Below are 16,862 nucleotides of genomic sequence, written 5' to 3' on the forward strand. Positions count from 1 at the left end.
GGCGGGGAGGCGCGCGGAGCGGCCGATTGTGATGGCCTGGCGGTCCGGGCATTGTCGGTGGCGGCGGTTAGCGTCCGGCGTATGCGGACGGTGGAGCTCGGGCGGACGGGGTTGCGGGGCAGCGAACTGGGGCTCGGGCTCGCGTCCGTCGGGGGGATGTACGCGGCGGTTCCGCAGCAGCAGGCAGTGGCGACGATCGACCGGGCCTGGGAGCTGGGCGTGCGGTTGTTCGACACCGCGCCGGTGTACGGGTACGGGCTGTCCGAGCAGCGCGCCGGGCTCGCCTTGCGCGGGCGGCCGCGGGAGGAGTTCGTGCTGTGTACGAAGGTCGGCCGGCTGATCGAGCCCGGCGGTCCGGATCTGCAGCCGATCTGGGCGGAGCCGCCCGCGGGGGTCGGGCCGCGGCTGGACTACTCGTACGCCGGCACGATCCGCTCGTTCGAGGCGAGTCTGGAACGGATGGGGATCGACCGGATCGACGTCCTGCACGTCCACGACCCCGACCTGGACTTCCCGCGGGCGTCGACCGAGACCTTCCGGGCGCTGACCGAGCTGCGCGGGCGTGGCACGATCCGGGCGATCTCGCTCGGGGTGAACCACGCCGACGTCGCCGCGCGGTTCGTCCGCGAGACCGACGGCGGCCCGGACCTCGTGCTGCTCGCCGGACGGTACACGCTGCTCGACCGGACCGGGGCGGACGAGCTGCTGCCGTTGTGCCGCAAGTACGGCGTGGCGGTGCTGGCGGCCGGGGTGTTCCAGGGCGGGGTGCTCGCGGACACCGCGGCCGGTACGCCGCCGGGGTACGCGCGGGCGCCGCGGGACGTGCTGCGGCGGATCGACGTACTGCGGGAGGTCTGCCGGACGTACGACGTACCGCTGCTGGCGGCGGCGTTGCGGTTCCCGTTGCGGCACCCCGCCGTACCGGCCGTGGTGGTCGGGGCGCGGAGCCCGCGGGAGATCGCGGAGGCGGCGGCGTGGCTCGATCTGGAGATCCCGGAACGGTTCTGGCGAGCATTAAGGTCAGCGCTATGAGGTACATGCTGCTGCACAAGACCAACGACAGCCTGGAGGCCGGGAACCCGCCGGACCCGGAGATCCTCGAGCGCGCCGACGCCGTGCTGGAGGAGATGCGGCAGGCCGGGGTGCTGGTGCTCGGCGAGGGGCTGATGCCGAGCTCCCGCGGCGCCCGCGTGACGTTCCCGGTGCCGGGTCAGCCGCGGGTGATCGACGGGCCGTTCGCGGAGACGAAGGAACTCGTCGCCGGCGTCTCGATCATCCGCGTCGACTCGAAGGAGGAAGCCGTGCAGTGGGCTCTCCGTTTCGCCGAGGCGGACCCGCACACGCCCATCGACATCCTGGAGATCGCAGGCTAGCGTCTCGGGCCCAGCACCGCGGCAGTCTCGGCGCCGGGTTTGGGTTCCTTGAGCTCGACGAAGATCGAGTGCGTCCTGGTGTCGCCGATGTTCTCGCCCGCGTGCTGCTGTGCGTCCAGCCAGCGCGCCTGGCCCGCCGGCAGCTCGACGCGCACCTCCTGACCAGCGGCGGAGATGCGCCGGACAAAGGCGCTGAGCGTGATCATCACGCTGTCGGGATGGGAGTGCGGAGCAGTCCGGTCCCCCGGTTGGTCGAGGTACTCCAGCACGCGCACTCGGTCGTTCTCGAAGACCACCGAGTAGAACTCCGGGTTGGTGACCGCCGGATCGTCGCTCATAGCCCCCTCCGTTCGTGGTACGTGAGTACCATGATGGCATGACCGTCCCATATGAAGCCACTGGTCGGCACCGGCAGAAGCTGCGAACAAGGGACGCGTTGGTCGCCGCCGCCCGGGCCCTTCTCGCCCGGGGCGCGTCGCCGAGTGTCGCGGACGCGGCCGGCGAGGCAGGGATCTCCCGGACGACCGCCTACCGGTACTTCCCGAACCAGCGCGCGCTCCTGCTCGCGGCCCACCCCGAGATCCAGGCCAAGAGCCTGCTGGACGATGCCGCCCCGGCCGGCCCCGAGGAGCGGCTCGACGCCGTGATGGCCGAATTCACCCGGATCACGCTCGACTGGGAGCCACAACTCCGCACCCAGCTGCGGCTGTCCCTCGAACCGGACGCCGAGCAGCCGGTACTGCGCGGCGGCCGGGCGATCGGCTGGATCGAAGACGCGCTCACCCCGCTGCGCGACAGCCGTCCCGATCTCGACGTCCGTCGGCTGGCGGTCGCGATCCGGTCCGCGACCGGCATCGAGTCCTTCGTCTGGCTCACCGACATCGCCGGCCTGTCGCGTTCCGAGGCCGCGGCCCTGATGCGCGACTCGGCCCGCGCCCTCCTGCGTGACGCCCTCAGGTGATGTTGGTTGCTGCCCAGGTGGTGATGTCCTCGTGCCGGATCGCCGCCGCCATCAGGTCCGGGAACTGGTCCGGCGTACACGCGAACGCCGGTACGCCGAGGTCGGCCAGCGCCGCGGCGTTCTCGGCGTCGTACGACGGGGTGCCGGAGTCCGCGAGCGCCAGCAGCGCGATCACCTGTACGCCGGACTCCACCAGGGACCGCGCCCGCCGCAGCAGTTCCTCGCGTACGCCGCCCTCGTACAGGTCGGAGATCAGCACCAGCACCGTCTCCGCGGGCTTCGTGACCAGGTCCTCGCAGTACGCGAGCGCCCGGTTGATGTCCGTACCGCCGCCCAACTGCGTCCCGAACAGTACGTCGACCGGGTCCTCCACCTGATCGGTCAGATCCACGACCGCGGTGTCGAACACCACGAGCGACGTGCGCAGCGTCCGGATCGAGCCGAGCACCGCGCCGAACAGCGACGCGTAGACGACCGACTCCGCCATCGACCCGGACTGGTCGATTGCCAGCACGATGTCGCGCTGCACGCTGTGGTTGCGGCGCGCGTACCCGACGAGCCGGTCCGGCACGATCGTCCCGAGCGAGGGCGAGAAATGCTTGAGGTTCGCCCGGATCGTCCGGTCCCAGTCGATGTCCGAGTGCCGCGGCCGCGACGTCCGGCCGGCCCGGTCGAGCGCGCCCGTCACCGCCGCGCGGGTCCGCTCCGCGAGCCGCGCCTCCAGTTCGGCGACGACCCGCCCGACGACCTCGCGCGCGGTCTGCTTGGTCTCCTCCGGCATCACCTCGTTGAGCGCGAGCAGCGTGGACACCAGGTGTACGTCGGGCTCGACCGCGCCGAGCAGCTCCGGCTCCATCAGCATCCGGGTGATCCCGAGCCGCTCGACCGCGTCCCGCTGCATCACCTGTACGACGGTGCTCGGGAAGTACTGCCGGATGTCCCCGAGCCAGCGCGCCACCCGTGGCGCCGACGACCCTAGCCCGGCGGCCCGCTGCGTACCCGCGCCGCCCTCGGCCGCGTCGTACAGCGCGGCCAGCGCGGCATCGACGGACTGGTCGGCCTTCGACAGCGTCGTGCCCGTCTCCTCCTCCGCCTCCGCGCCCAGGACGAGCCGCCAGCGGCGTAGTCGCTCGTTCATGAGACTCCCAGCAGCTGCGCCACCACCGGCAGCGCGGTCGCGGCCAGTTCGGCGTCCAGCTCGTTGTCATCGGCAACGACCACCGTGGACGGATCGCTCAGCACCCGTGCGCGGGACCCGATCGTCCGCCGCTCCGGCGCCGCGAACGTCCCGAACGTACGCCGCAGCAACGGCAGCACCTCCAGGAACGCGTCGTCCGGGATCCCGCCCAGCCACGCGTCCACCAGCGCGAGCAGCCGCTCGTCGTGCACCAGCAGCAACCCGCCACCGGCCAGGAATCCCTCGACGTACCCGGCCGCGTCCGCCGTCGGCGTACCGGGCGACAACGACCGGCCGAGCCGCAGCGCGACCTCTCCGTCCGGCAACCGCGACGTGTCCAGCATCAGCCGCGTCAACCGCCCCCGGATCAACGGCGGCACCGAAGCCCGATCGCTCAGCCCCTGCAGGGTGTTCAGCCACTCGGCCCGGACGTCCTCTGCCAGCAATGCCGTCGCGTCCTGCACCCCGTCGATCAGCTCCTGTACGGCGGAAGCGGCCTCCGGATCGAGCCCGTGGACCGTCCGCGCCAGGCCCGCGCACACGCGCGACACCATCCGCCCCGCGACCGCCGCCAGCCCGGCCGTATCGGTCCCGCGGACGTCGCCGTACCGCGAAGCGCGTGCCAGCGACGGCAGCGCCGCCATCAGGTGGCCCACGTCGGCGTCGGCCGCGGCGCGGGTGTCGATGCCCCGCAGCAGCGGCGGCAGCGCATCCGCGAGGTCGGCGAGCAGCGACTTCTCCAGCGCGGCCGTGACGTCCGCCAGCGTGGTCGAGTCGGCCGCCTTCAGCATCACGGTCGTCGCCGCGTCGAGCACCGTCGTACCGTGCGCGCCCGCGGCGACGAGCTCCACCTCGAGCCCCGGGTCCCACGCGAGCCGCCACATCTCGCGGAACGTCCCCTGCGCGCGGCGCTCGTCCGTGGCCGGCACCCCCCAATGGACGCCGAGAATCCGCAACCGGTGCAGGAGCCTCGACTTCTCCAGGTCGTTCGGCTTCCGCAGGTCCAGCTCGATCACGCGCTCGGCCGCGTCCCGCTTCATCCGTAAGCGCCGTACCTGCGCCGCAAAGTCCGCCGCGACCGGCGCCTGCGGCGTCGCGCCCGGCACCGACCCGAGCAGTTCACCGACGACCGCTTCCCGCGTGACGAGATCCAGCAGTACGTCGTTCCCGCCGCAGAGCACGGCCCGCGTGGCCTCGGTGACTTCGCTGAGGCCCGCGAGCGGACGTTCGCGCAGGGCGGCCAGCGTGTCGGCGAGGCGGACGGCCTCGATCACGTGCGCGCTGGACACCGGCAGGTCCTCGTCACGCAGTACCTGGGCGACCTTCGACAGCCAGCGGGCGGTGATCTGGTCGGGCGCCGTGAACAGGTGGTGGTACCAGCCCGGTGACGTGATACCGGCGCCGTACCCGCTGGTCGCGGCCAGCCGGCCGTGCGTCCACGGCACCCACGTGCAGGCGATCTTGCGTTTCGGCAGGCCTTTCAGGATGCGCTGGTCGTGTGTTGCCGGGGGCAACGGAAGTTCGAGCGCGGGGACGTGCCAGGCGCCGCAGACGACCGCGATCCGCTCGAAGCCCTCCTTCTGGGCCTTCCGCAGCACGGTCCGCATGTACGCCTCGCGCTGCGCCTCCCGCCCCACCGCCTCCTCGCCGTGGCGCAGTTCGCGCATCGCGTCCGCGATCACCGTGAACGGCTCGGCGCCGTCCCGCCGCGACTCGATCACGTCGTCCCACCAGCGTTCCGGGTCGTCGTACCCACCGGCCGCGGCCAGCGTCGCCAGGGGATCCATCGCCGCCGCGGACCGCCCGCCCGACGAGGCGAACTGCTGCGCGGCCGGCAGATCGCAGAACCGCACCGGGACACCCGCCGCCAGCCCGTAGCGGATCGCCTGCCACTCCGGGCTGAACACGGCAAACGGCCAGAACGCCGCCCGGGTCGAATCGTCCACCGCATACGCGAGCAACGCGACCGGCGGCTCCATCTCCTCGGACGCCGCCAACTCGACGATCTTGTCCGCCTCGGGCGGCCCCTCGATCAGCACCACGTCCGGGCGCAGCTCCGCCAGCGCGCCCGCCACCGCCCGGGCCGACCCGGGTCCGTGGTGCCGGATCCCCAGTAGATGAACGGTCATCCGGAGATCTCTCGGCAGGCCCGGTAGAACGGCGCCCAGTCGTCGCGCTCACGGACGACGGTCTCCAGGTACTCCGACCACACCACCCGATCCGCCGACGGGTCCTTGACGACCGCGCCGAGGATGCCGCCCGCGACGTCGGTCGGCCGCAGTACGCCGTCACCGAAATGCGCGGCGAGGGCGAGACCGCCGGTGACCACGCTGATCGCCTCCGCGGTCGACAGCGTGCCCGACGGCGACTTGACCGCGGTCCGGCCGTCCTCGGTCCGCCCGGACCGGAGCTCGCGGAAGATCGTCACCACCCGGCGGATCTCCTCCAGCGCGTCGTCCGGCTGCGGAAGCTCGAGCGCGGACCCGAGTTGCGCGACCCGCCGGGACACGATCTCCACCTCGTCCTCGGCCGAGTCGGGCAGCGGCAGTACGACGGTGTTGAACCGGCGGCGGAGTGCGCTCGACAGCTCGTTGACGCCCTTGTCCCGGTCGTTGGCGGTGGCAATGACGTTGAACCCCTTGCGGGCCTGGACCTCGGTGGCCAGCTCCGCGATCGGCAGCGTCTTCTCGGACAGGATCGTGATCAGCGCGTCCTGCACGTCGGACGGCATCCGGGTCAGTTCCTCGATCCGGGCGATCTTCGCCTCGGTCATCGCGCGCTGCACCGGGCTCGGCACCAGCGCGGCCTCACTGGGGCCTTGGGCAATCAGCTGGGCGTAGTTCCAGCCGTACCGGATGGCTTCCTCGGCGGTGCCCGCCGTACCTTGGACGAGGAGCGTGGAGTCGCCGGAGACCGCTGCGGCCAGGTGTTCGCTGACCCAGGTCTTCGCGGTGCCCGGTACGCCGAGGAGCAGGAGAGCGCGGTCGGTCGCAAGGGTGGCGACGGCGACCTCGACGAGGCGGCGCGGGCCGACGTACTTCGGGGAGATCTCGGTGCTGCCCGCCTTGCCGCCGAGGAGGTAGGTGACGACCGCGCCGGGCGAGAGTTGCCAGGCCGGCGGGCGCGGCTTGTCGTCGGCGGCGCGCAGTGCCCGCAGTTCGTCGGCGTACTCGACTTCCGCGTGCGGGCGGAGAACCTCGGTCATGTCAGCTCCTCGTACATTTCACGGCGGAAGGTCAGGGTCTCGACGAGCCGGCGGCGCCAGGTGTCCTCGTCGCCGCTCGGGTCGCGGGTGATCGGATGGTCCAGTACGTCGGGCGGCACCGCCCGCGCCGCAATACTCGCAAGCCGCGCCCACGCCCGGTTCGTGCCCACCTTGCCGAGCTGATCCAGCACCATCCTCCCCAACTCCGCAGGCCACGGCACCGGCAACCCACCCACCAACTCAGCCACATCCACCGTGTTCCGCAGCGCATTCACCGACTGAGCCCACTCCTCAGCGGGCAACAAGCGCAGGAGCTCAGCCGGATTCCGGCTACCAGTGTGGGCATTCCCAAGCAACAACTCGCGCGCCCACCGACTCGCCAACTCCGCGCCGCCAACCTCCCCCACCCCGGCTGCGCCCCCCGTCCTGCCCACCCCGGCTTCGCCGGCTGCGTCGCTACCCCCGGCCCTGCCGGGCGCAGCACCCGATCCAGGCCCGCCCGCCGGCCCGGCGTCGCCGGCCACCCCGGTGGTGGTCCCGCGTGCGGTGATACCTCCGCGTGGCGGGACCATCCCACCGCCCGCGCCGGGCGCCTCGCCCGGGGCGGCGGGCGGGCGCGCAGCGCCCTCGCGGATTGCGGCCTCCGTCCAAGCTGACTGGAGGACTTCCGGGGCGCAGCCCTCGACGGGGAGCTTCAGCCAGGCGAGGTCCATGGTGCTGAGGGGTGTGTTGGCGACGATCTGGTGGAACCACCAGGCGCGCTTCCCGATCCCCTCCGGGTTGGCCGAGTCGAGCCCGTCGCGCTCCATCGACGCGGTCAGGCTCCGCGGCAGGTCGACCGCCAGCACCCCCTGCGACTCCACCAGCTGCGCATGCAACCGCTCACTCATCCGTACGCCGTACCGCGCCCCCGGCAACCGCGCCAACAGCCGCGCTGCCACCCGCCGTACCTCCCGCGACCGATCGTCCAGGCCCGTCTCCAGGAACTCCTCGTCCGCCAGCGACAACCCCTCGGCGAACAACCCGAGGAAGTCGGCCCGCGTAGCAGCCGACTCGTTCGGCCACACCTCCGCGAGGTCCTCCCGCGCCGCCGACGGATCCCGGCGCCGCAGCCCCAGCAACCACGCCCGCCGCTGGACCGCGTTCCCGTGCGTCCACAGCCCCGGATCGTTGCCCTCAGCATCGACCGCCTGCAGGAACCGCCACTCGGGGTTGAGCTCCGCGAGCCATCGCGCCCGCCGCCCGGCCGCCGTGATCACCAACGGCCGGTACTCGGCCCGGTTCCGCGCAAAGTCGGCCAACGCCGGCAGCTGCTCCGGCGGCACACCCCACCCGTTCGCGTCCGCCGTACGCAGCCACTCGCCCAACACCACCGTCTGGAACCCGCCCAGCATCGCCGCCAACCGCCGTACCGCCGCCGCCCGCGGCAACGGCCGATCCTCACCGCCGGCCGGCTCCACCGGCGTCAACTCCCGCAACGGCTTCCGCCCGGCCCGCTTGTACACAGTCGCCAGCGCAGCCGCATCCAGCAGCCCGCCGTCGCCCAGCCGCTCCCGCACGTACTCAGGCAGTTCGTCGAAGTTCGCCGGCCGCCGATCGGTCCCCAGCAGCACCGAGCTGACCAGCCCGTCCCACCCCTTCACAGCGTCACCGGCCGATCGTCGCGCCAGCACGTCATCGGGCGCAGACCGGCCCGGTTCCACTCGGCGGCGACCGTGATCGGATCCCCGGCCGAGACCGCGAGCACCTTCAGCGGGTCCCAGCCCGGCAGGACCTCCAGCCCGTCGCCGGCTTCGTCCACGAGCGCCCACCCGTCGCCGTTCCGGGCCGGGCGTACGTCGTGCAGCACCAGCGGCCAGCGTTCGTTCCACGGGTCAGCGGCGAGCGATTCGACGTACGACGTCAACGCCTGCTGGACCGTGTGCCCGTGCGGGCGTGGTGCCTGCTGGCGTTGGTCGGTCTGGGTGAGGATCGCGCGCATCGGGAGGGCGCCCGGGTAGAACGCGAGCGTGCCCGGGACGTACTCGCCCGGACGCGCCGGCAGCGGGTCGAGCGGGCGGCCCGCGGCGGCGTACGTGAGGATCAGCCCGATCCGGCCGGTCGTTGCCCCGCGCAACCACACGCGGCGGACGGTGAGCCGGTCGTCGGGTTCGATCACGCGGCCGAGCAGCAGCCAGTCGTCCTGGACCTGCTCGCCCTCCAGCCGTACGCGGGCGGTCTCGGTCGGCCAGCCGATCCGCGACTGGACGGTGTCGGCGAGCGACGGCGGGAGGTCGGCGAGGCGGGCGTGGGCGGCGACGATCAGGTGGATCAGCGAGAGCTCCTCGAGGAGTTCGCCCGGCCAGCCGTGGCCGCGTCCGACGACGCCGGCGGCTCGGCGTACTGCCCCGGCGACTCCCGGGGCCTGGGCGTCGACCATGCGGGCGGCGAGGCGGTTGAGTTCGCCGTACGCGCGCTGGTCGAAACCGCCGAGGCCCTGCCGTACCTGGTCGTCCAGCCAGCCGGCCAGCTCCGCGAGGCCGGCAGACACCCGCTCCGCACGCCGGGCGGCACGCTCCTGGGCGGCGATGGGGTCCGCGACCTCGCCCGGCTTCCGCTCCACCCGCTCGGCACGCTCGGCCCGCTGGTCGAGCCAGCTCGTCACCCAGTCGGGCTCATCCGCCGGGGACAGCTCACCCTTGGCCAGCAGCAGCATTAGCCCGAGCGCGTGCTTGCACGGAAACTTCCGGGACGGACAGGAGCACTTGTACGCCGGACCCGCAAGCTCGACGGCTGTCTGGTACGGCTGCTTCCCGCTCCCCTGACACAACCCCCAGACCGCCCGCTCCGACGCTCCGGCCCCCGTCCACTTCTCCCGCCGGCCAAGCCCCTGCCCAGCCTTAGCAGACGCAGCATCAGACGCCAGCCCCAGCACCTGCTCCACGTCCCACAACCCCACACCACTCCTCACCAGAACCCGTCCCCCAAATCCTCCCACCGACCCCCGACACCTGCGGGGTGGGTGGAGCAGACGGCCCGTCAGTCCCCAGCCCGACACCCGCGGGGTGGGCGCAGCAGACGGCCCGGTCAGTCCCCAGCCCGACACACGCAGGGTGGGTGGAAGACGGGCCCCTCCCCACCCCCGACACCTGCAGGCTGGGATGGAAGACAGGCCGGTCAGCCCACCCGACCACCCGGCTGGACGGCGTTCGCGGTGGTGGTCACGTCGCCCGACAACCGCTACGCGGGCGGAAGGACCGGCCGGTCAGCCCACGCCACCCCCGACACGCCGGGTGGGTGGAAAGGCGGGCCGGTCCGTCCACCTGACCAACCCCGGCAACCGGCCCCAGGTGGCGGATCGCCAGGCCATCACAATCGACCCGGCGAGCGGCCGGCCCGCCTCACGGGCCGGTCGGGGGACGGATTGTGATGGCCCTCAGGTCCGCACCTCGTCTCAGCCGAACGGTTGGCGGTGCTGGTGTTCCTCCGGGTAGCCGTTGCCGGTGGTGTGGGTGGGAGCGTGGGTCTGGTGGGTGCCGGGGGCCGCGTAGGTGGGGTGCTCATCCGGGTGAGTCGGCTGCGGCGCGGGAGCCGCGTGGGTGGGGTGCTCATCCGGGTGAGTCGGTTCCGGCGCCAGACGCGCGGGTGGTGCGGTAGCCGCCGGTGCGGCGGACGGGCTGGTGGCCGCCGGTGCGGCGGACGGGCTGGTGGCCGCCGGCGCGGCGGTGGGCGCGGGCGCGGCGGGTCCCGCGGGTACCGGCTGTGCGGCGGGCGCGGTGGTAGCAGGCGGCGCCGCGGGTGCGAGGGGTGCGGTGGTAGCCATAGATGCAGCGCGAGCGGTGGTGGTGGGTTGGGTGGGGGATGGGGATGGGGTGGGGGTGTTGGAGAGGCCGTCGCGGATGGTGGTCAGGAGGCGGCGTTCGACGGCCTCGAGGTCGGTGATGCGGGTGCGGATCTCCTGTTCTTCGGCTCGGGCCTCGGTGAGGAGGTTGTTGGCCTCGGTGCGGGCCGTGGTGCGGAGGTTGTCGGCTTCGGCCTGGGCCGTTGCGCGGAGGCTTTCGGCGTCGGTCTGCGCGGTGGTGCGGACCGATTCGGCGTCGGTGCGGGCCGTTTCGCGGAGGTGGTCTGCTGTTCGCTGGCTGGCGCTGAGGACGCTCAGTTCGTAGCGGCGGAGTTCGTCGACGAGTTCGCCGGCGGGCCGTTGGGAGTCGAGGATGGCGGCCGCGGCCGGCGGGACCTCCGCGTCGGGGAGGGTGTTCTCGAGGGCCGCGATCTGCTGGTCGACGCGGGTGAACAGGTCCGCGACATCGGTCCGCATCTGCCGGATCGTGGTCGCCGCCGCCTGGACCCGTTCGCTGGCCTCGCGTTCGCGTTCCCGCGCCGTACGTTCCGCCGACGTGATCACGTCCAGCGCCACCACGGCGGCCCGCTCGGCAGGATCATCCGGAACGGTCTCCCGCACAGCACCCTCCTCCGACGGAGCAGCGGCAGAACCCATCGCGACGGTACGCCGAAGCGGCACCTCCCGGATGAACAGCACCGCCAGCAAACTCACCACGGCAGCCCCCGCAGCGATCACGAAGATCCGCCCGGTGGCATCGCCGTACGCGTGCCGCACGATCGCCTGCACCGGTGCCGGCAGCGAGTTCACGTCCAGCACGCTTCCCGATCCACCCTGCGCCGCCGCGGCCGCGCCCGGGCCGAGCTCGCGCAGGTGCTCGGTGATCAGCTTCGTCACCCGCGTCGCCAGCACCGCCCCGAGCACCGACACCCCGACCGCACCGCCGAGGCTCCGGAAGAACGTCACGGTCGCCGAGGCAGCCCCGACCTCGCTGACGTCGACGGTGTTCTGCACCGCGAGTACCAGGTTCTGCATGGTCATCCCCATGCCGATGCCCATCGCGAGCATGCCGATGCCGACGTACCAGTACGGCGACTCGTGGTCGATCGTCCCGAGTACGCCGAGCCCGGCCGTCAGGCACAGTCCGCCGATCACCAGGTACCGCTTCCACTTGCCGAACCGGGTGATCAGCTGCCCGGACCCGACCGACCCGAGGAACGACCCGAACATCATCGGGATCGTCAGCAGTCCCGCCTCGGTGGCGCTGTACCCGCGGGCGACCTGGAAGTACTGCCCGAGGAACACCGCGCTGCCGAACATCGCGATCCCCACCGAGAGGCTCGCCAGGATCGCCAGCGCCGTGGTCCGCTCGCGGACGACCCGGACCGGCACCAGCGGTTCGGCAGCGCGGGTCTCGACCACCACGGCAAGGATCGCGAGCACCGCCGTACCGCCGAGGTAGGCACCGGTCTGCCACGACCACCACGGGAAGTGTTCGCCCGCGAACGACACCCAGATCAGCGGCAGGCTGGCGGCGCCCGCGATCAGGACGGCTCCGAGGTAGTCCATCCGGACGCGACGTTTCACCAGCGGCAGGTGCAGGAACTTCTGCAGCACGATCAGCGACACCACGGCAAGCGGCACGCAGACGTAGAAGCACCAGCGCCAGCCCAGCCACGAGGTGTCGACGATGACGCCGCCGACGAGCGGGCCGGACACGGTCGCGAGCGCCATCACGGCACCCATGTACCCGGAGTACCGGCCGCGGTTGCGGGGCGGGATCGCGGCGCCGATGATCGCCTGCGCGAGCGCCATCAACCCGCCCATCCCGAGCCCCTGGAGGACCCGCGCGCCGATCAGGAACGGCACGGTCTGGGAGGCGCCGGCGAGCATCGAGCCGACCACGAACATGACGATGGCGAGCTGCACCAGCAGCTTCTTGCTGACCAGGTCGGACAGCTTGCCCCAGACCGGTGTGGCCACGGTCATCGCGAGCAGGCTGGCGGTGACCACCCAGGTGTACTGCGTCTGGGTCCCTTCGAGGTCCGCGATGATCGTCGGCAGCGCGTTGCTGACGATCGTCGAGCTGAGCACCGCGGTGAACAGCGCCGCGAGCAACCCGGCGAGGATCTCGAGGATCTCCCGGTGCGTGAGCTCGGGATCACCGGCCGACGGCGGTGGTGGCGGTGCGGCGGCCGGTGCGCGCTGGGGCTCGGCGTACCGCGAGCGATAGGTGGGGTGACCGGCGGTGGCCGGCTCGGTCTGGGTGGCAGACATCAGCTTCCGTTTCGTACGGCGGGAACGCGACGACCGGGGCAGTGGGGTGCACTGCTCCGAGGCGGAAACGGCCGGCGTTGCCCTCACCCAGCCCGATATTTGGTTGCAACTACCAACTTTAATCCCGCGCCGTCAGCAACTGTTCACCGGGAGCCATCAAACGGTTGTCGGATGAATTATGAGACGGGCCCTCCTCGAAACCCGGAATGCCCCGTACGATCCGGTGCTTGTTGAGTACTCAACACACCGGTCTCCGGCGGAGCTGTCAGGGCCCGCCGGAGACCTTCTCAACCGAACGCCGCGACCAACCGCGCCAAGCACTCGCCCGACCGGCCGGCCAAGGTCAGCAGGTTCCCCGGGGCAGTCCTGGGCGGGCTGAACGGTCCCATCCACAAAGCACCTTCGGCAGCTTCACACGCCGTTCCGTACACCACCGTCCACGCCGGCGCGCCGGTCGACATCTCCACGACCGCCGCCTCGAAGTCCTCGATCGGCCGCCCGAGCACCGGCTCGAATCCAGCCTCCCGGCACGCGGCCGGCAGGTGGTCGCGCAGCCACAGGTCGTCGGCCGGCAGGCGGAGCGGGAGGTCCGCCAGGTCGATCAGCTTCACCCCGTCGTCCGCACGGTAGGCGGTTGGTACCAGCACCGAGAGCGGGTCGCGCCACAGTTCGGTCACCTGTACGTCGGCGGCCGCGACCTCTCCGCGGACGAACGCGATGTCCAGCTCCCCCGAACGCAGCGCGGTCAGGTACTCAGCCGTAGTCCCGGAACTGAGTTGGACGGCGAGATCCGGCGTTCGCGCGCGGAGGGTGGCGAGGCCTCGTTCGAGGCGGTGGCGGAGGCCGGGGGCGGTGCCGATGCGGAGGGTGCCTGACATGCCCGCGGCGAGGGAGGCGGCGACCTCGGTGGCCTGGTCGGCGGCGGCGAGGACGGCGCGGGCCTCGCGGAGCATGCGTTCGCCGTCGCCGGTGAGGCGGACGTGGCGGGAGGAGCGGTCGAGGAGTCGCAGGCCGAGTTCGCGTTCGAGGCGGGCGACCTGCTGGCTGACCGCGGGCTGGACGATGTTCAGCCGCTCGGCGGCGCGGCCGAAGTGCAGTTCCTCGGCGACCGTGACGAAGTACCGCAGCTGCCGCAGCTCCATCGGCGATCACGACTCCTTATCGCTGTACAGCGTAACTGCGTCTGGGTCGGCGGCCTCGCCACCCGTTGACTACAGACATGAGGATCGGACTGTGGATCGACGAAGAGGGCAGGACGGTCGCCGAGCTCGGCGCCGCCGCGAAGGCCGCCGAGGACGCCGGCATCGACCGGATCTGGTTCAGCCAGCGGCTCGGCTGGGACGCGCTGACGCTGATCGCGGGCGTCGCGCCGTACACGAGCACCGTCGGGTACGCCGTCGGCGTGGTGCCGGTGTATCCGCGGCATCCGCTCGCGCTCGCGGCGCAGGCGCTCAGCGTGCAGGCGCTGATCGGCAACCGGCTCACGCTCGGCGTCGGCTCGAGCCACCCGCACATGGTCGAGGGCATGCTCGGCCTCTCGATGGACCGCCCCGCGGCGTACGTGCGCGAGTACGTCGAGGCCCTCGGCCCGCTGCTCACCGGCGCGCCGACCGACTACGCGGGTGAACGGCTGACCGCCCGCGGCCAGGTCACCGTCCCCGGCACCGCGGCGCCCGAGCTCATCCTGGCCGCCCTCGGCCCGCGGATGCTGCGGACCGCCGGCGAACTGACCGCCGGTACGACGACCAGCTGGGCGACGCCGAACGTGATCGAGGACTTCATCCGCCCCACGATCGACCGGGCCGCGGCCGCCGCGGGCCGGCCCGCACCGCAGGTCGTCGCGGGCGCCTGTGTCGCGGTCACCGACGACCCGGACGCGACCCGCGCCTGGATCCGCGACCACTACGGCGCCGCCGGTTCGATGCCGGCGTACCGCGCGGTGCTCGACCGCGGCGGCAACGCCGGGCCGGAGGACACCGCGGTCGTCGGCGACGAGGCCTCGGTGGCGAAGCAGCTGCAGCAGTACAAGGACGCCGGTACGACGGAGTTCCTGTTCTGCCCGGTGGGTACCGACGTGGAGATCGAGCGCACGGTCAGGTTCGCCCTCGACTACGTGTAAAGCGAGCGGTCCGTGCTACGACGTACCTGTATGGACCTTCAGAGTGCAGTGCAGCAGCGGATCGACGAGCTGGTGGAGACGGACCTCGGGATCCAGGTGGCGGCGTACCGGCACGGCGAGCTGGTCGTGGACGCGGTGGCCGGCGACGGCGTACGCCCGGACTCGTTGTTCTACGCCGCGTCCACCGGCAAGGGCGCGTCCGCGACGGTCGCGAACGTGCTGGTGGACCGGGGCGTCCTCGACTACGACCGGCCGATCGTGGAGCTCTGGCCCGAGTTCGGCGCGCACGGGAAGGAGAAGGCGACGCTGCGGCACGTGCTGACGCACACCGTCGGCCTGCCCGCGCTGCCGCCGGACACCACCCGCGAGACGCTGCTGAGCAAGACGGAGTACCTGGCGGCCGCCGAGCCGTGGTGGGAGCCGGGGACGAAGCTGACGTACCACGCGGAGACGTTCGGCCTGCTGGTCGGCGAGATCGTCCGGCGCGCGACCGGCCGGACGATCACCGAGGTACTGCGAGAGATCGCCGAGCCGCTCGGGATCGCCGGGGACGTGTTCTTCGGGCTGCCCGCCGCGCACCGGGACCGCCTCGTGACGCTGGTGGAGCCCGCGGGCGCGGACCCGATGTTCGCGATGCTGGGCGAGCTGTTCGCCAAGGTGATGCCGCCGTCGGCGATGCCGCGGGCGGCGTACCTCAACCAGCCGGAGAACCTCGCGGTCGAGGACCCGTCCAGCGGAGTCCTGAACGCCCGCGGGATCGCCAAGCTGTACGCCGGCCTGATCGGCGAGGTCGACGGTGTCCGGCTGGTCCGGCCCGAGTCGGTACCGGTGATCACCGGACCCTCCGTGACGATGCCGGACGAGCTGCTGGGCAACCCCGCGACGATGGCGCTCGGCTACGCGATCGGGCGGCTCGGATCGACGGCGGAGGAGAGTCCCGCGTCGTTCGGCTGGCCCGGCATGGGTGGGAGCGTCGCCTGGGCGGACACCCGCACAGGCGTCACGTTCGCGCTGACCAGGGTCCTGTTCGACCCGACGGGCTCGCCGTCGGCGGTCGAGATCGGCAACCTGGTTGCGAAAACTCTTTGCTGAAAACCCTTTAAGGTAAGGGAAATCAGCTTTCGCGGACGGAGCTGGAGTCGACCCAGACGAGATGGCCGTGGTGACTGACGAGGATCTCGTCGGTCCCGGCCGTCCCGGTCCGGCGACCCAGCTCCTGGCCGGCGATCCAGCGGCCGCCGATCAGGATCTGAACGGCGATCGGCCGCGCCGGTGAGGGGGCTACGGGCATGGCACCTGCTTCTGGACAGGGGCGGATGATGGAGGAGGTTTGGGGGCTGGTTTCCCAACCAGACGCAAGCCTACAACCGCAGGATGACAGACCGTTAGCGGTAACTCGAAATCGTACGGAGCCTCATGTCTGGATCGCCCCGGCCCATCTTCGTAGTGCAACTGCACGACGCCAGGCGGCTGCATTACGACGTACGGCTGGAGGTGGACGGGGTGCTGAAGTCATGGGCCGTGCCGCGCGGGCCGTCGTTGGATCCGATCGTGAAGCGGCTCGCGGTCTTCACGTCGGACCACGACCTCGAGTACGCGTCGTACGAGGGCGTGCACCGGGAGGCGCAGTACGGCAGCGGTGCGGTGATCGTCTGGGACGCCGGCGTCTACACGAACCTGACCCGCGACGACCGGCACCAACTCGTCGATCCGGCCGAGGCGATCGAGCGCGGGCACTTGAAAGTGCAACTGCACGGCGTGAAGCTGAACGGCGCCTGGGCGTTCACCCGGACCGGCGGCGACTGGCTGCTGGTCAAGGTGAAGGACGCCGACGCCGACCCCGCCGTCGACCTCACCGTCACCGAACCGCGCTCGGTGCTGAGTGGTCTGACCATAGAGGAAATGGCCGCCTCCTGAGACACTCGTGCGT

General features: G+C 71.9%; 15 protein-coding genes. 6 read left to right on the forward strand and 9 right to left on the reverse strand.

The window, feature by feature from the left end; genetic code table 11:
• Window positions 1-81: 81 nt before the first annotated feature.
• Both ACQHIV_RS26770 and ACQHIV_RS26775 read left to right on the forward strand, forming a co-directional pair.
• On the forward strand, window positions 82-1,032 hold the full coding sequence (locus ACQHIV_RS26770; protein WP_427886220.1) for an aldo/keto reductase: 951 nt from the start codon (window positions 82-84) through the stop codon (window positions 1,030-1,032).
• Entirely contained in the window at window positions 1,029-1,373 is a 345-nt protein-coding gene (locus tag ACQHIV_RS26775) for a YciI family protein (protein WP_427886222.1), read from the forward strand. Before ACQHIV_RS26770 ends, ACQHIV_RS26775 begins: the two co-directional genes overlap by 4 nt.
• Here ACQHIV_RS26775 and ACQHIV_RS26780 read toward each other — a convergent pair.
• Entirely contained in the window at window positions 1,370-1,711 is a 342-nt protein-coding gene (locus ACQHIV_RS26780) for a cupin domain-containing protein (protein WP_427886223.1), read from the reverse strand. The two genes, ACQHIV_RS26775 and ACQHIV_RS26780, sit on opposite strands and share 4 nt — an antisense overlap.
• Before the next feature lie 38 nt (window positions 1,712-1,749).
• Here ACQHIV_RS26780 and ACQHIV_RS26785 point away from each other — a divergent pair, with 38 nt between their 5' ends.
• A complete protein-coding gene (locus ACQHIV_RS26785) occupies window positions 1,750-2,334 on the forward strand; it encodes a TetR/AcrR family transcriptional regulator (protein ID WP_427886224.1) in 585 nt (194 codons plus the stop codon).
• Here ACQHIV_RS26785 and ACQHIV_RS26790 read toward each other — a convergent pair.
• The 7 genes from ACQHIV_RS26790 to ACQHIV_RS26820 form a co-directional block, all read right to left on the reverse strand.
• Window positions 2,327-3,472, reverse strand: coding sequence for a VWA domain-containing protein (locus tag ACQHIV_RS26790; protein ID WP_427886225.1), 1,146 nt, complete (start codon window positions 3,470-3,472; stop codon window positions 2,327-2,329). The genes ACQHIV_RS26785 and ACQHIV_RS26790 overlap by 8 nt on opposite strands.
• Window positions 3,469-5,640 carry a DUF5682 family protein gene (locus ACQHIV_RS26795; RefSeq protein WP_427886227.1) on the reverse strand — a complete coding sequence of 724 codons (2,172 nt, stop codon included), beginning with the start codon at window positions 5,638-5,640 and terminating at the stop codon, window positions 3,469-3,471. The genes ACQHIV_RS26790 and ACQHIV_RS26795 overlap by 4 nt, the downstream gene beginning before the upstream one ends.
• Window positions 5,637-6,716, reverse strand: coding sequence for an ATP-binding protein (locus tag ACQHIV_RS26800; RefSeq protein WP_427886229.1), 1,080 nt, complete (start codon window positions 6,714-6,716; stop codon window positions 5,637-5,639). Before ACQHIV_RS26800 ends, ACQHIV_RS26795 begins: the two co-directional genes overlap by 4 nt.
• Entirely contained in the window at window positions 6,713-8,359 is a 1,647-nt protein-coding gene (locus ACQHIV_RS26805; RefSeq protein ID WP_427886231.1) for a DUF5691 domain-containing protein, read from the reverse strand. Before ACQHIV_RS26805 ends, ACQHIV_RS26800 begins: the two co-directional genes overlap by 4 nt.
• Window positions 8,356-9,666: an SWIM zinc finger family protein gene (locus tag ACQHIV_RS26810; protein WP_427886233.1), complete on the reverse strand. Its 1,311-nt coding sequence runs from the start codon at window positions 9,664-9,666 to the stop codon at window positions 8,356-8,358. Before ACQHIV_RS26810 ends, ACQHIV_RS26805 begins: the two co-directional genes overlap by 4 nt.
• Before the next feature lie 483 nt (window positions 9,667-10,149).
• Window positions 10,150-12,813 (reverse strand): MFS transporter, encoded by a 2,664-nt coding sequence (locus ACQHIV_RS26815; RefSeq protein WP_427886234.1) that lies wholly within the window; start codon window positions 12,811-12,813, stop codon window positions 10,150-10,152.
• Window positions 12,814-13,100: 287 nt separating this feature from the next.
• On the reverse strand, window positions 13,101-13,955 hold the full coding sequence (locus ACQHIV_RS26820) for a LysR family transcriptional regulator (protein WP_427886236.1): 855 nt from the start codon (window positions 13,953-13,955) through the stop codon (window positions 13,101-13,103).
• Window positions 13,956-14,032: 77 nt separating this feature from the next.
• Between ACQHIV_RS26820 and ACQHIV_RS26825 the strand changes: the two genes are divergently transcribed.
• Together ACQHIV_RS26825 and ACQHIV_RS26830 are read left to right on the forward strand one after the other, a co-directional pair.
• On the forward strand, window positions 14,033-14,932 hold the full coding sequence (locus ACQHIV_RS26825; RefSeq protein ID WP_427886237.1) for a TIGR03564 family F420-dependent LLM class oxidoreductase: 900 nt from the start codon (window positions 14,033-14,035) through the stop codon (window positions 14,930-14,932).
• Window positions 14,933-14,962: 30 nt separating this feature from the next.
• On the forward strand, window positions 14,963-16,024 hold the full coding sequence (locus tag ACQHIV_RS26830) for a serine hydrolase domain-containing protein (RefSeq protein ID WP_427886239.1): 1,062 nt from the start codon (window positions 14,963-14,965) through the stop codon (window positions 16,022-16,024).
• 22 nt (window positions 16,025-16,046) lie between these two features.
• On the opposite strand, the gene ACQHIV_RS26835 is transcribed toward ACQHIV_RS26830, so the two are convergent.
• Window positions 16,047-16,223: a hypothetical protein gene (locus ACQHIV_RS26835; RefSeq protein ID WP_427886241.1), complete on the reverse strand. Its 177-nt coding sequence runs from the start codon at window positions 16,221-16,223 to the stop codon at window positions 16,047-16,049.
• Window positions 16,224-16,348: 125 nt separating this feature from the next.
• On the opposite strand from ACQHIV_RS26835, the gene ACQHIV_RS26840 reads away from it, so the two are divergent.
• Window positions 16,349-16,849: a DNA polymerase ligase N-terminal domain-containing protein gene (locus ACQHIV_RS26840; RefSeq protein ID WP_427886242.1), complete on the forward strand. Its 501-nt coding sequence runs from the start codon at window positions 16,349-16,351 to the stop codon at window positions 16,847-16,849.
• The last annotated feature ends 13 nt before the right edge of the window (window positions 16,850-16,862 follow it).

The sequence above is a fragment of the Kribbella polygonati genome (genome assembly GCF_050320105.1).
Lineage (GTDB): Bacteria > Actinomycetota > Actinomycetes > Propionibacteriales > Kribbellaceae > Kribbella.

Excerpts from the sequence above, each read along its gene's own strand:
- ACQHIV_RS26790 (WP_427886225.1), bottom strand. The coding sequence starts at position 3,472 with ATGAACGAGCGACTACGCCGCTGGCGGCTCGTCCTGGGCGCGGAGGCG.
- ACQHIV_RS26835 (WP_427886241.1), bottom strand. The coding sequence starts at position 16,223 with ATGCCCGTAGCCCCCTCACCGGCGCGGCCGATCGCCGTTCAGATCCTG.
- ACQHIV_RS26840 (WP_427886242.1), top strand. The coding sequence starts at position 16,349 with ATGTCTGGATCGCCCCGGCCCATCTTCGTAGTGCAACTGCACGACGCC.
- ACQHIV_RS26800 (WP_427886229.1), bottom strand. The coding sequence starts at position 6,716 with ATGACCGAGGTTCTCCGCCCGCACGCGGAAGTCGAGTACGCCGACGAA.
- ACQHIV_RS26785 (WP_427886224.1), top strand. The coding sequence starts at position 1,750 with ATGACCGTCCCATATGAAGCCACTGGTCGGCACCGGCAGAAGCTGCGA.
- ACQHIV_RS26830 (WP_427886239.1), top strand. The coding sequence starts at position 14,963 with ATGGACCTTCAGAGTGCAGTGCAGCAGCGGATCGACGAGCTGGTGGAG.
- ACQHIV_RS26795 (WP_427886227.1), bottom strand. The coding sequence starts at position 5,640 with ATGACCGTTCATCTACTGGGGATCCGGCACCACGGACCCGGGTCGGCC.
- ACQHIV_RS26780 (WP_427886223.1), bottom strand. The coding sequence starts at position 1,711 with ATGAGCGACGATCCGGCGGTCACCAACCCGGAGTTCTACTCGGTGGTC.
- ACQHIV_RS26825 (WP_427886237.1), top strand. The coding sequence starts at position 14,033 with ATGAGGATCGGACTGTGGATCGACGAAGAGGGCAGGACGGTCGCCGAG.
- ACQHIV_RS26815 (WP_427886234.1), bottom strand. The coding sequence starts at position 12,813 with ATGTCTGCCACCCAGACCGAGCCGGCCACCGCCGGTCACCCCACCTAT.
- ACQHIV_RS26770 (WP_427886220.1), top strand. The coding sequence starts at position 82 with ATGCGGACGGTGGAGCTCGGGCGGACGGGGTTGCGGGGCAGCGAACTG.
- ACQHIV_RS26820 (WP_427886236.1), bottom strand. The coding sequence starts at position 13,955 with ATGGAGCTGCGGCAGCTGCGGTACTTCGTCACGGTCGCCGAGGAACTG.
- ACQHIV_RS26775 (WP_427886222.1), top strand. The coding sequence starts at position 1,029 with ATGAGGTACATGCTGCTGCACAAGACCAACGACAGCCTGGAGGCCGGG.